At 32.2% G+C, this 14,374-nt stretch carries 12 protein-coding genes; 7 read left to right on the top strand and 5 right to left on the bottom strand.

Going from position 1 to position 14,374, the window contains the following annotated elements; translation table 11 throughout:
- Positions 1-34: 34 nt before the first annotated feature.
- Together recJ and FVE72_RS01375 are read right to left on the bottom strand one after the other, a co-directional pair.
- Entirely contained in the window at positions 35-2,719 is a 2,685-nt protein-coding gene (recJ, locus tag FVE72_RS01380; protein ID WP_026736960.1) for a single-stranded-DNA-specific exonuclease RecJ, read from the bottom strand.
- Positions 2,720-2,898: 179 nt separating this feature from the next.
- Positions 2,899-3,561 (bottom strand): DUF3298 domain-containing protein, encoded by a 663-nt coding sequence (locus FVE72_RS01375; protein WP_026736959.1) that lies wholly within the window; start codon positions 3,559-3,561, stop codon positions 2,899-2,901.
- 445 nt (positions 3,562-4,006) lie between these two features.
- On the opposite strand from FVE72_RS01375, the gene nifJ reads away from it, so the two are divergent.
- On the top strand, positions 4,007-7,543 hold the full coding sequence (nifJ, locus tag FVE72_RS01370; RefSeq protein WP_026736958.1) for a pyruvate:ferredoxin (flavodoxin) oxidoreductase: 3,537 nt from the start codon (positions 4,007-4,009) through the stop codon (positions 7,541-7,543).
- Positions 7,544-7,676: 133 nt separating this feature from the next.
- On the opposite strand, the gene FVE72_RS01365 is transcribed toward nifJ, so the two are convergent.
- Entirely contained in the window at positions 7,677-8,033 is a 357-nt protein-coding gene (locus tag FVE72_RS01365; protein ID WP_036055997.1) for a winged helix-turn-helix transcriptional regulator, read from the bottom strand.
- Positions 8,034-8,170: 137 nt separating this feature from the next.
- Here FVE72_RS01365 and FVE72_RS01360 point away from each other — a divergent pair, with 137 nt between their 5' ends.
- Genes FVE72_RS01360 through FVE72_RS01350 form a run of 3 tightly spaced genes read left to right on the top strand, consistent with a single transcriptional unit; the run spans position 8,171 to position 10,838 of the window.
- Positions 8,171-9,130, top strand: coding sequence for a VOC family protein (locus tag FVE72_RS01360; RefSeq protein WP_026736956.1), 960 nt, complete (start codon positions 8,171-8,173; stop codon positions 9,128-9,130).
- Between the two features lie 53 nt (positions 9,131-9,183).
- A complete protein-coding gene (locus FVE72_RS01355) occupies positions 9,184-9,774 on the top strand; it encodes an alpha/beta hydrolase (RefSeq protein WP_026736955.1) in 591 nt (196 codons plus the stop codon).
- Positions 9,775-9,791: 17 nt separating this feature from the next.
- Positions 9,792-10,838, top strand: a complete 1,047-nt coding sequence (locus FVE72_RS01350) for an LLM class flavin-dependent oxidoreductase (protein WP_026736954.1) — start codon at positions 9,792-9,794, stop codon at positions 10,836-10,838.
- A 591-nt stretch (positions 10,839-11,429) separates the two neighbouring features.
- Here FVE72_RS01350 and FVE72_RS01345 read toward each other — a convergent pair.
- The gene (locus FVE72_RS01345) at positions 11,430-11,924 is read right to left on the bottom strand and encodes a flavodoxin (protein WP_026736953.1); all 495 of its coding nucleotides are present in this window, start codon (positions 11,922-11,924) and stop codon (positions 11,430-11,432) included.
- 103 nt (positions 11,925-12,027) lie between these two features.
- Positions 12,028-12,633, bottom strand: a complete 606-nt coding sequence (locus FVE72_RS01340; protein ID WP_026736952.1) for a class I SAM-dependent methyltransferase — start codon at positions 12,631-12,633, stop codon at positions 12,028-12,030.
- A 174-nt stretch (positions 12,634-12,807) separates the two neighbouring features.
- Here FVE72_RS01340 and FVE72_RS01335 point away from each other — a divergent pair, with 174 nt between their 5' ends.
- The 3 genes from FVE72_RS01335 (at position 12,808) to FVE72_RS01325 (ending at position 14,347) form a co-directional block, all read left to right on the top strand.
- The gene (locus FVE72_RS01335; protein ID WP_006806277.1) at positions 12,808-13,422 is read left to right on the top strand and encodes a hypothetical protein; all 615 of its coding nucleotides are present in this window, start codon (positions 12,808-12,810) and stop codon (positions 13,420-13,422) included.
- 126 nt (positions 13,423-13,548) lie between these two features.
- Complete coding sequence (locus tag FVE72_RS01330; protein ID WP_006806285.1) at positions 13,549-13,764, top strand: heavy-metal-associated domain-containing protein; 216 nt, start codon at positions 13,549-13,551, stop codon at positions 13,762-13,764.
- 109 nt (positions 13,765-13,873) lie between these two features.
- Positions 13,874-14,347, top strand: coding sequence for an META domain-containing protein (locus tag FVE72_RS01325; RefSeq protein WP_051411715.1), 474 nt, complete (start codon positions 13,874-13,876; stop codon positions 14,345-14,347).
- Positions 14,348-14,374 lie beyond the last annotated feature (27 nt).

Here is a 14,374-nt window from a genome sequence, read left to right as displayed (position 1 = left end):
TAATAAAATTGTAAATAATATGATTTTTCTAAAATTATAATATCTCCCTAACCGCCTCATCAGAATAAATCGTTTCTCCATCCTGAAATAATTTTTTCAGTCGAATTTTTTCCTTTAAAGGCAAATATTCCACAAAAATATTTTTCAAATCTTTTAATTCGGACTTTTTCAGACTGCTCAGTAAAACTATATTTTCAGGTAATTCCTCAACATTTTCTATTATTTCGACATCAGACAACTGCTCCGATTTTCCGGCAAAATCCTTTTCAAAATCGACATTTGAAACACAACAAAATCTCGTTCCCGAATTATTCTCACCTATATATTTTTCAAATTTCGCCTGCTCATCACAAAAGAAAACAAATGGACAATCTCCATCACTTTTATATTTAGGCATTATATCAAAATAAGTTTTTATAAAAGGATTATCATAAGGTGTATTTTTGCCATTTTTTATAATAATTTTACTTTTCTTTCCAGTCTGTTTCATGTAGTAAATCCCTGTTGTAAGCAAAAAATTATTCAGTATATTTTGAGAAGATTTTCCCGTTTTAATCATCAAATTCTTATTTTGCTTGAAAAATATCGAAAGAAGTTTTTTCGTATAGCTGTCATACTCCATATTTCCTATTAAAAATTCTTTTATTTTCCTGAAAATAGAAGTTTCGGTGTAATCATAGCACTCAAAATTATAATCCCTCTTTATTAAAATATCGACAATATTATGATTTCCTGTTTTTCTTATATTTTCTATTTTTATTTTAAAATTCTGATTATAATATTCATTCAATAAAATCAATAAATTTGAAACATTATAATCAAGTCTGCCGACAAATTTTCTGCCCTGAAAAAGAGAAATCTGATCAAATTCTATTTTTACAGTAAGGGGCGAGTCTTTTTCCAAATCAATATTCGTATAAAATACCGACTTTAATGGAAAAGAAGTATTATACAAAGAATGATAATAAGAAAGAGTATCATCTTTCAAATCTGACACTTTGATGTCATCTATATAAACTTTTGTGTAATATCTGTCTTGAAAAGACTCTACTTTCATCTTGTATACAATATCGTAAACAACATTTTGACTTAATTCCTTAAAATATTCTCCTGCTCCGAACCATACGGTATTTCTGTTTGAAAATCCTTTCTGCTTCAAATCGAACATAAGATGATTTTTACTTTCTCCGATAAACTTTATATTCTCCAAAAGAATATTTTTCGTCTGAAAAGTAGGACTCGGATTACCGAAACCGAAAGGCTTTAATAACTCTATCACCTGAAAAAATTCGTAGGATATTTTCTGTATGGGAATTTGCTTATCAATATTTATTACTTTCACAAAATCTTCTTCTTTTAATATTTTCTTTGCATAGTCATTGATTTTTTTTCTGAACAGTTCAATATTCTTAATAGGAATCGTAAAACCTGCAGCTCCCGAATGCCCTCCGAATTTTACAAATAATTCGGGCATAGACTGAAGTGCTTCCAAAATATTGAAATTCTCGATACTTCTGCACGATCCCACAGCTATTCCCTCGTCTTCTTTTACTTCCATAATAATTACCGGTTTATAGTAAGTATCGACTATTTTAGCCGCAGCAATCCCTATAACTCCGTGATGATATTCGGGAGAATAGTCTATAATTACAAAATCTTCATTTATATGCTGTTTTTCTATATTTTTTTCAACTTTTTCCACAATATTGTTTTGTAATTCTTTTCTCTCATAATTTTTATTAATAAGCTCTTTTACTATAATGTCTATTTCTCTGTCATTGTCGGAAATCAAAAGTTTTACTACCATTTTGGCATCTTTCAGACGACCTGCTGCATTAAATACCGGAGCGATAATAAATCCCACATCATAAGTAGAATATTCAACTTTCGGATCATTAACCGAACCTTTGTCATTGTTGAATAACTTGTATAACAGAAAATTTAATCCTTTATTTTCCGAAAAAGGCAGTTTTTCCAATCCGAATTTCGTAAATATTCTGTTTTCTTCAAGTAAAGGTACAATATCGGCTACCGTTCCTATGGCTACAAGATCAAGATATTTATATGCCTTTTCTTTTATTCCTTTTCTTTCAAAAAGTGCAAGAATAACCATGAATATTGTTCCGACTCCGGCTAACGAACTAAAAGAAAAGTCATTTTCACTTCTTTTAGGATTTATAACTGTAAGAGCTTTCGGTATTTTATTTCCGTGTAAATTATGATGATCGGTTATAATCATTGAAAGTCCGAGAGAATTTGCATACTCAACTTCGGTAAAAGCAGTAATACCGCAATCTACAGTGATGACAAGCTCTCCTCCGGAATCTTTTATTTTTTTCAAAGCATCATTATTAAGCCCGTATCCTTCATCACGAACAGGAATATAATAATTCACATTTTCTGCTCCCAACTCTTTTAAAGCCATATACAAAATTGACGTGGAAGTAATACCGTCTACATCATAATCACCATATATCCAGATATTTTTTTGTTTATTTACCGCTTTTTCAATCGCTTTCACTGTTTTTTCCATATCATAAAGTCCGTAAGGAGACTGAATATTTTCCAGTTTCGGATTGAGAAAATTTTTTATATCTTTGGCGGATTTTATTCCTCTTGAAGACAGGATTTTCAAAATATCTTTATCCACAGGAATGTCATTTATTTTAATCTCTTTATCTTTGGGCACACTTTTTATAACCCATTTGGTATTTCTCATGTTTAGCTCCTCAAAATTTATAAATACATTTTACCATATTATGAAAGTAATTAAAATATATTTTTTTAATTTTTTGTTAATAATTTTCCCGAAACATTTCTCGACATTTCCCGATTTTTTACAATAAAAAATCGCTCCGAAATAAACGATCCGAAACGATTTTTTCATGTTATGTTATCTTATTTTATTATTCCGATAAGATCTCTTGTTATAAAAGGAATAAACAACTGTCCGTCTGCAAATTCAAGACCTTCTCCCTGATTGTAAAACAAAACTATAGAGTCATCTTCCATATAGAATTTTGTTCCTTTTGCAGCACCTTTGAATTTATTTTTTCCTGTTTCGTTTACAGTAAGTCCGAATTGTTTAATTTTATCGTTTATCGCAGCATTCAATGCTGTTTCATAACCTTGAACAAATATATCCTTAATTCCCATTTCTTTTCCGTCTTTTACATTAAAAGTAATAGCGTCATTGTATTTTGTAATAACATTATTTTTTTTATCATTTTTTTCTATTGTGAACAATATACTGACAAAACGGTCATTACTTCCTACAACCTGATATTCCACTTTGTAAGTTTTGTCTTTATGTCCTTTGAAAGTATTTACAAATTTTGTTACAGTCTTATTCATTTTTTCGACAACTTTAAGATTTCCCGTAAATACAGGATATGCAACAACAGAACCGTCCAAATTTTTAGTTCTCGCTATTTCCTTTACAGCATCAGGAGCTGAAGGAATATAGTTTTGGAACGTAAATGTAGTATCTTCTTTTTCTTTTGCACCGTATGATACACTGACGATTGTCAGAGCCATTAAAAGTATTCCTAATTTTTTCATTTATAAATCACCTCTAAATTTTATTTATTAAATTCATTTTACGAAAATATTATATAATAAATTCCCTAAATAAGCAAATAACATTTTAAAATAACAGAAAAATTTAATGTATTATTAAAAAAATATATTCTATTTCAAAGCAACTATATATTTTATGTATTTTTGATTGTTGTACGATAAATTTTGTATATTTTCAACAATATTATTTGCTAAAAAAATACTTTGGATAGTAAAATATTTTTTCAAAAAATGTTGTAAATAGGACAAAAAAGAAAAAGAACTGCAAAAAAGAACTGTAAAATATATTTTGTATATCAAAATAATTACGAAAAACATTAGTGAAAAATATACTGAAAACAAATAAAAACTTGACTAAACCGCATTTTAATTATATTATTAATTATAAAATAACATCAATTTTTTAAGATAAATTTTAGGAGGAACAATGGCTAAAGTAATGGAGACAATGGACGGAAATCAGGCAGCTGCACATGCGGCATATGCTTTTACTGAAGTAGCCGGGATTTATCCTATTACTCCATCATCAACAATGGCAGAATATACCGATCAGTGGGCTGCCTACGGAAAAACAAATTTAATGGGGGCACCTGTAAAAGTCGTAGAAATGCAATCCGAAGCAGGAGCTGCGGGAACTGTTCACGGTTCTTTACAGGCCGGGGCTTTGACAACAACATTTACAGCTTCTCAGGGATTGTTACTTAAAATACCTAATATGTATAAAATAGCGGGAGAACTGCTACCGGGAGTTATGCACGTGGCGGCAAGATCCATATCAGCTCAGGCACTGTCCATTTTCGGAGATCATCAGGATATTTATGCCGTAAGAATGACAGGCTGGGCAATGATGGCTACAAGTTCCGTTCAGGAAGTAATGGATCTGGCAGGAGTGGCACACCTTGCCGCGATAAAATCAAGAGTACCTGTGCTTCATTTTTTTGAGGGATTCAGAACTTCTCACGAGATAAATAAAGTCGAAGTAATGGGTTATGAAGTATTTGACAGATTGCTCGATAAAAAAGCTCTACAGGAATTCAGAGAAAGAGCTTTAAATCCGGAAAATCCTGTAACAAGAGGAAGTGCTCAGAATGACGATATTTATTTTCAAGCAAGAGAAGCACAAAACAGATTTTACGATGCCGTACCGGACATTGTAAATGACTATATGAAAGAAATTACCAAAGAAACAGGAAGACACTATGCTCCTTTTGTCTATTACGGAGCCGAAGATGCCGAAAGAGTTATCGTTGCGATGGGGTCTGTCAACGAAACAATAAAGGAAACTGTCGATTTTCTTGCAGAAAAAGGAGTTAAAGTAGGACTTCTTACAGTTCATTTATACAGACCTTTTTCAAAAAAATACTTTTTCGAGGCAATGCCCGAAACAGTGAAAAAAATCGCTGTATTGGACAGGACGAAAGAGCCGGGGGCATTGGGAGAGCCTTTGTATATGGATGTCCGATCTTTGTATTACGGCAAAGAAAATCCTCCGATTATAGTAGGAGGACGTTATGGACTCTCTTCAAAAGATACTACTGTGGAACAGATACTCGCAGTCTACAAAAATCTTGATCAGAGTGAGCCTAAAGACCATTTTACTATAGGTATAGTGGATGATGTTACGTTCAGTTCGTTAGCTTTGGAAGAACCTGTTTTTGCAGGAAATAAAGATGTAAAAGCGTGTCTTTTTTATGGTTTGGGATCTGACGGAACTGTCGGAGCAAATAAAAACTCGATTAAAATCATAGGAGATAAAACCGATTTGTACGCACAGGGATATTTTGCCTACGACTCGAAAAAATCCGGAGGAGTAACAAGATCTCACTTAAGATTCAGTAAAGATCCTATAAGATCGACTTATTTAGTTACAAAACCGAGCTTTGTTGCCTGTTCGGTGCCTGCCTATCTAGGAAAATACGATATGATTTCGGGACTCAGAGAAGGTGGAATCTTCTTATTAAATACTATTTGGGATAAAGATAAACTTGTAAAAAACATTCCTAATGAAATAAAACGTGAACTGGCAAGAAAAAAAGCAAAATTCTTCATTATAAATGCTACAAAACTCGCTTTGGAAGTGGGACTCGGAAACAGAACAAACACCATTATGCAATCGGCATTCTTTTATTTGACCGAAGTAATTCCTTATGAAGAAGCAAAAAAATATATGAAAGAATACGCTGAAAAAACTTACGGTAAAAAAGGCAAAGATGTTGTTGAAAAAAACTGGGCTGCAATAGATAAAGGAACAGAAGGGCTTGAAGAAGTTTTTGTAGATCCTGCATGGGCTGACCTGGAAGTGGACGAAGAAATAATAGATTCTGCAAAACCTGAATATGTAAGGAAAATAGCCGATCCTATTAATGCTATCAAAGGAGAGCAGTTGCCTGTTTCGGCATTTGTCGGATATGAAGACGGAACTCTTGAGCACGGAACGGCAAATTATGAAAAAAGAGGAATAGCTGTGGAAGTTCCCGAATGGCAGCCTGACATGTGTATACAATGTAATCAGTGTGCATACGTATGTCCTCATGCCGCAATAAGACCTTTTCTGATTGATGAAAAAGAAATGGCAGCAGCACCTCAAGGAATGCCTACAATAAAAGCTTTAGGGAGAGGATTTGACAATTTACAATATAAAATTCAGGTGTCTCCTTTGGATTGTACGGGATGTACCGCATGTGTAGATGTCTGCCCTGCACCTAAAGGAAAAGCTATAGTAATGAAACCTATTGAAAGTCAAATAGAAAGACATGAAGTGGAATACAGTGATTATTTATACAATGAAGTTTCCTACAAAGACCATATAATGGGGAAAAATACCGTAAAAGGCTCTCAATTTGCAAAACCGTTATTTGAATTTTCAGGAGCATGTGCGGGTTGCGGAGAAACTACTTATATTAAGCTCGTAACACAATTATTCGGGGAAAGAATGCTTATAGCCAATGCTACAGGATGTTCTTCAATTTACGGAGCATCTGCACCGTCTACTCCGTATACTAAAAATTCATGCGGCGAAGGACCTGCATGGGCATCTTCCTTATTTGAAGACAATGCCGAATATGGATACGGTATGTTTCAGGCTACGGAAACTATAAGACACAGAATGGCTAAAATGATGATCGAATGTGAAAATGAAGTATCTCCTGAATTAGCCGCTTTATTTCTCGAATGGAGAGAAAATATATCAGACGGAGAAAAAACAACGGAATTAAGAAATAAAATAGTTCCTCTCCTTGAAAAAGAAACAGGGAAAACTGCAAAAGAACTGTTGGAATTAAAACAATATCTGGTTAAAAAATCAGTCTGGATGTTCGGAGGAGACGGATGGGCCTATGATATAGGATTTGGAGGAATCGATCACGTTCTGGCATCGGGAGACGACGTAAATATGCTGATTCTTGATACGGAAGTTTATTCCAATACCGGTGGACAGTCATCCAAAGCCTCTCCTGCAGGAGCTTTAGCTAAATTTGCTTCATCGGGAAAACCTGTTAAGAAAAAAGATTTGGCTGCTATACTGATGACTTACGGGAATATCTATGTGGCAAGAGTTTCGATGGGAGCCAATCAGAATCAGACTCTGAAAGCTATAAGGGAAGCCGAATCATATCCGGGTCCTTCAATAATAATAGCTTACTCGCCTTGTATCGCCCATGGAATAAAAGAAGGAATGGGACGTGGTCAGCATGAAGAAAAACTCGCTACCGAAGTAGGATACTGGCCTATATTGAGATATGATCCGAGGCTTGCTGAAAAAGGTAAAAATCCTTTACAGCTGGATTCAAAAGATCCCGCTTGGGATAAATACGAGAATTTCCTTAAAGGCGAAAGCAGATATTCGGCACTTCTTTCGGAATTTCCCGAACGTGCAAAAGAATTATTTGAATTAAACTTAAAAAATGCCAAAGAAACTTGGAATTATTATAAAAGAATGGCTTCAATGGACTATTCTGCGGAATAATGGTGTGGAGGATTTTTCACCCTCACATTTTTTATGACAAATAAAAACATAATATGTACCTAAAAACTTGACAGAAATATCTGAAAAGTTTAGAGGTACATATTTTTTATTCTTTAATAGATAAAGGTAATTTTCAAATCATATTCTGCCACTTTTTCTGTATATGCTCTTTATGACGAATACCCCATTTATGTAGCTGATCAATAATCGGCTCAAGTTCCTTTCCATGCTCTGTCAATGAATACTCTACTTTCGGCGGAATTGTAGGATAAGAAAAACGGCTTATCAAATCATCTTCTTCCAATTCACGCAGATTTTTTGTAAGCATTTTCTGGGTTATTTCGGGCATAGCTCTCATAAAGTCTGAAAACCTCATAGTTCCGTTTTTCATCATATGTAATAAAATAGGTAATTCCCATTTTCCAATAATTGTATCAAGTCCGTCATCAGTCCGACACAAATTCGGTTCAATTTTTATATCTTCAGACATCTCTCAAATCCTCTCATTTCAATTTGTATACTTTTTCATATTATAGCACTTTTTAGTGCGTACTTGTATATTAAATTTAAGAATGATATAATTCGTTTGTACATAAAAATAAAAGAAAAAGAAAAGAGGGATTTATTATGAATAATACAGGATTGCACCATGTTTCGGTGTTGTCAAGTAACGCAGAAAGAGCATTTTACTTTTATCATCACATTTTGGGATTGAAATTAATATTAAAAACCGTCAATCAGGACGATCCGAATATGTATCATCTGTTTTTCGGTGATGAAACAGGGAGAGGCGGAACGGAATTTACTGTTTTTGAAATGAAAGGCATGAAAGAAAACAGATTCGGAACAAATGCAATTGAAAGAACAATGTTTTTAGTAAGATCCGAAAAATCACTTTATTTTTGGGAAAAAAGATTTGACGACTTCAATGTATGTCATTACGGTATCGAAACATACAACGGGCAGAAGATATTGAGATTTGAAGATGAGGACGGACAAAGACTGGGACTTGTTTACAGAAAAGGAGAACTCGGAGAAATGGAACCTTTTGTAGCAGAAGATATTCCTGAAGAACACGCTGTTTTAGGAATCGGCGATATTCATTTGAGAGTAAGATATACAGAGCCCACACAAAAAATTCTTGAAAAAAATTACGGATTTGAAAAATATGACGAAATTACAGTAAATAACTTGAAAGTGTCATTATTCAGATTTAAAAACAGTCCTTTCAAACATGAAATACATATTATTGAGGATAAAGCTTCAGAAATACAGCGATTAGGCGTAGGAGGAATACACCATATAGCTTTCGGAGTGGAAAGTGTGGAAGATTTGAAAGTTCTTCAAAAAGAACTTGAAGATAAAAATGTTCAAAATTCAGGAATTATAGACAGAGAATTTATCGTCTCAAGTTATTTCAGAGAGCCTAACTTCAATTTATTTGAAACTGCAACTCCCCTAAATAAAGAAAAAGAATCTTTTCCTGAGCAGGGAAAACAGTTTCATGAGATTCCTTTATTTTTACCGGAATTTTTGGAAAACAGAAGAGAAGAAATAGAACGTAATGTGAACTACGAATTAAAATAAAACAGGAATAATAAAATACAAGAATAACAACCGCAAAAAGTAAGGAGGAAATTATGGAATATATGTATATAAAAGGAACAGACGAAATGTTTGTACTGTTTCATGGAACAGGCGGCAATGAAAACAGTCTACTTTTCTTGACGGGAGAACTGGATCCTTATGCAAGTGTATTGAGCTTTTCAGGAGATACAGGTGTCGGAATAAAAAGAAGATTTTTTGCACCACTTATAGGAAAAAGAGAGCCTGACAGAAAAGGCTTGGCAGAAAGAGTAGAGAAATTTCTTACTCAATGGGATAATTTGGAACTGACAAAAGGAAAAAAAATAACATTTATAGGTTATTCCAACGGAGCAAATTTTATAACGGCAATACTGGAAAAAAGACCCGATATTGCAGATAAAACTATACTGCTTCATCCAAGTCATCTAGGTTGGAAATTTGAAAGCAGACCTTTAAAAAATGTCATTATTGTCACAACAGGAGCTACAGATCTTATGGCTCCTGCAGGAGATGTAATGAAAATGAAAAAAGAATTTGAAAATATCGGTTACGATAAATTTGATGTCATTCTTCTTGACGGAGGGCATGAAATTAATGATCAGGAAATAGAAAAATTGAAAAAATATTATAAAAATAAATTTTAAAGAAAGAAGTGATAAATATGATAGAATTAGGAATAAGTTCATTCGGAGAAACAACTCCCATAGAAAAAACAGGAGAAGTATTGTCTCATGACAAACGTATAAGAAACTTGATTGAAGAAATAGAATTATCCGATAAAGTAGGATTGGATATTTATGCCATAGGAGAACATCATCGCTCTGATTTCGCAGTATCAGCCCCTGAAATAGTTCTTGCGACCGGAGCTGTAAATACAAAAAATATTAAACTGTCCAGTGCAACTACAAATATATCGTCCAATGATCCCGTGAGAGTTTTTCAGAATTTTGCAACAATAGATGCTATATCTAACGGACGTGCAGAAATTATGCTTGGAAGAGGTTCTTTTACTGAAGCATTTCCTTTGTTTGGATATAAACTCGAAAATTACGAAGAACTGTTTAATGAAAAACTGAATATGATGCTTGAACTGAAAAAAAACGAGATTATGAACTGGAAAGGCAATTTCACACAAAGTATTGACGGTAGAGGTGTTTATCCTCGTCCCGTTCAGGAAGATTTTCCGATTTGGGTCGCAACAGGAGGACATGTGGAATCAAGTTTAAGAATTGCTCAGAAAGGTCTGCCTATAGTTTATGCAATAATCGGAGGAAATCCCCTTGCATTTAAGCAATTAATAGATATTTATAAAAAATTCGGTGTAGAAAACGGTCATAGCCCTGAAAAACTTAAAGTTGCTGCTCATTCATGGGGATTTGTCTGGGATAATACCGAAGAAGCGATAGAAAAATATTTTTATCCGACTAAAGTATTGACAGACCAGATAGCTAAAGAAAGACCTCATTGGAGAGGATTGAGCAAAGAACACTATCTGCAGTCAGTCGGTCCTGACGGAGCAATGTTTGTGGGATCTCCTGAACATGTTGCCGACAAACTTATTAAAATAATAGAAAATTTGGGATTGGACAGATTTATGCTCCATCTTCCTATCGGTTCGATGCCCCATGAAGAAGTATTAAAATCTATAGAGTTATACGGAACAAAAGTAGCTCCTATAGTGAAAGATTATTTTAATAAGAAAAAATAAAACAACAAGCAATGAAAGAATTGGAAAAAAGATAGTAAATAATAAAAATGTACTTATAAGATTAAAGGATAAGTAAAACAACTCTATGAAAAATGATACCTGCCAATTAATTTGGCAGCTTTTTTTGTTATTTATAAAAAATTGATTTTTTAAAAAACACTTACAAAAATTTACGGCTTCAAAATATTGAAGTCATTATCTTTCAAATCATTTCTAAAGTGTACCTACGGTATACCTACCGCACTTCAAAATATTGAAGTTTTATGTTATTTTATTGAAGTTTTCAGAAAAAATGACCATATTACCGATACCATCAAAACACAACAAAGTCCCTAAAAAATATTGGGAAAACAAAAAGTCGACGCTGTGGACACGTCGACCGTTTGCTTTTTGGAGAGAAAATCAACTCGTGAAAATTGATTTATTTTAGTTATATATATAAAATATAGCTAAAATCACATTTAATGTGCTTCCCGTCTTTTAAACAGACCTATTTTTATTTATAAAAATATCTTATTGTCTTTTTTAGAAAAGAACCTTCTCATAACAGTGATATTCCTATTTTCTGTTCTGAGGTAATTCCTTATTATTTTATAAAACTTTTTTTAACTCTTCTACCCACACATCTATTCTTTCATCAGTTAAATCAGGCTGATTTATTTCGTCAATCGCCAATCCTAAAAATTTTGAATTTTTAACTGCTCTCGACTCACTGAAATCGTATCCTTCAGTACTTGTCTGACCTATTACTTCAGCTCCTGTTTTTTCAATCTCTTCGTTTAAAATCCCTATTCCGTCAACATATGTTTCAGAGAAAGTCATTTGATCCCCGCATCCGAAATAAGCTACTTTTTTACCTTTCAAATCAAGCTTAGCCAACTCATCCACTGCTGTTTGCCAATCATCCTGCAAATCACCGAATCCCCAAGTAGAAGTCCCTAAAATAAGAACATCATAATCTCCGAGTTTATCTTCATTTCCGGCAATATTAAATACATCCGCTCCGTCCAATTTATCAGCTATTTTATTAGCCGCATCTTCAGTTACCCCTGTTGTTGTTCCGTAAAAAATACCAATTTTTGACATGTTTATTTCCTCCCAAATATATGTTAAAAGTAATCCTTAATAATTATAAATAGATATTATCATATTTTACTTTGATTGTCAAACTAAAATCTCTTTTTTTATTTTAATTTTTTTTAGCCTTGTAAATTCTATATCCTCCGTCTATTGTTAATGTTTCACAATTTCCGAAAATCTCTTCCAGTTTTTTTTGAGTGCTTTTAGCTCCGTGTTTTGTCTGGATTACACAATAAAATTCCCCTTTATTGTTCAAATGCTCGTAAGCTCCTTCGTATATTTTAAAAATTGTTTCTTTTCCTGCCCTAATCGGCGGATTTGACATAATTATGTCATATTTATCCGAAATATTGTCAAAAGCAAAAGATTTTACTATTTTATAATCATTTATATTATGATTTTTCAAATTTTCTTCACTTAATTCCAAAGCTCGCTCATTTACATCGGATAAAGTTACAGAAGATAACGGATAAAAAGTTTTTAACACAACCGAAACTATTCCGTAGCCGCATCCTATATCCAAAACATCAAAACTTTTTTTAGTTTTAAAATTTTTTATAAAAGTTTTCAACATCAGATCCGTTCCGAAATCGATTTTCGACTTTGAAAAAACTCCGTTATCGGTAATAAATTCCATCTCCTTATTTTCTATCGTATATTTTATTTTTTTCCTTTGAGATTTTATATCCGGTTTTTCCGAAAAATAATGATTCATTTATATTATAGGATTCCTTTCGTAATTTTATATTATTATACAGTTTATATCGAAAATTGTAAATATAAATTGACAAGATAAAGTAATTTTGGTAATATTTCATTAGATATTTGTATATAATTATAAAATATCTTTAGTTTTTATTTTTTACGAATAAAATCAGGAGGTAAACAAATGAAAAAATATTTATTCTTATTTCTGTTAGCACCTGTTTTAGTTAATGCAAGTACCACTGAAATAAGATTCGGAGGAAATTTATTGTCAAAAGGTAAATTTAAAAATGAATTTTCAGGAAACACTTTTTCTAAAAAAGATATTGTAAAAAATGGATTTGGAGCTTCGATTGAAGCAAGAGATTCCATAGATGATTTTGAAATAGGACTAGGAATAGGTTTAAAATATAATAGTTTAAAATCTATTGAAAATTCCAAATCTAAAAATATAGTTTCGGTACCTATATATTTTGTGGGTAAAGGAAATCTTTTTAACAATTTTACAGATGGGAAAGTAGCACCTTATATCAGATACGAATTAGGTTATGCTTTCAGAAATGGAAATTTAAAATGGGAAAATCAAAAAAATTCAGGTGAAATAAAATTTGGAGGAGGCGTATATGCTTCAGCAGGTTTAGGTATTCAATATAAAAATTTTACAACGGACTTAAGCTATAATTGGGAAGGAATAAGAGTAAAAAGAAACTATAAAACAGCTGCTTACAATTATAGTGATAAATTTACATTACATCAAGGTTTTGTCACTTTGAATGTCGGATATGCTTTTGAAAAGTAATATAAAAATTTTTAATTTAAAGTTCATTCTTTATAATACATCTAAAATTATTAATGTATAAAGAAAGGAGTCGTATTTTTAATATACTTGAGAAATAAGATTCATATTAATTATACAAAATAACAAATGAAAAAAATCATAGAAATAGAAGGCATGAATTGTAGTCATTGTACCCAAAAAGTCGAAAATGCTTTATACGGACTTCCTGAAACTGAAGAAGTTAATATAAATCTTGAAAATAAATGTTCCGAAGTTGATTTTTCTTCGGATGTCGATGACAAACTTATTTCAGATTTAATAAAATCTATAGGATATTTGGTTACAAACATAAAAAATATATAAATTCAGGATTATATGATCGTAAAATTAATTAAAATTACTAAAATTCAATATAAATTTTTGTAAAAATTATAAAAATATAAAAAATATTTTTGAAAGGAATGATTTTATTATGAAATCGAAAACTGTTTTAGTTTTAATGTCAATATTTCTTGTTTTAACTTTTACTTCCGGCTTTGCAGCTAAAAGTAAAGTAAGTAAAGGAACATCCGTTAACAACAGCATGAATACAAATAAACTTTTGCATACTTCATGGAAATTAAAAAGTGTCTCGGGAAAAGCCTTAAAAAAAGTTGTTATTGAGGGAAGAGAAGAAAATGTTATGATTACTCTCAATTTTTCATCTGATGTAATTAACGGAAGCGGCGGAGTAAATAACTATACCGCAGGTTATAAAATAAAAGGAAATAATATTTCGCTTACTCAAATAAGCAGCACTCTAAGGGCAGGTTTCACTGAATTAATGAAAGCGGAACAAAATTATTTCCAGATTCTCCAAAATGTCAAAACCTTTGAATTGAAAGGTGACATTCTTACACTAAAATCCGATAATGGATCTTTGGTTTTTTCAAAAATGCCTAATTAATAAATTACAACTGATTGCGGAACAATT

Origin of the sequence: Pseudoleptotrichia goodfellowii (genome assembly GCF_007990505.1) — a bacterium.
GTDB lineage: Bacteria > Fusobacteriota > Fusobacteriia > Fusobacteriales > Leptotrichiaceae > Pseudoleptotrichia > Pseudoleptotrichia goodfellowii.
This window is presented reverse-complemented; position numbering and strand designations above follow the sequence as displayed.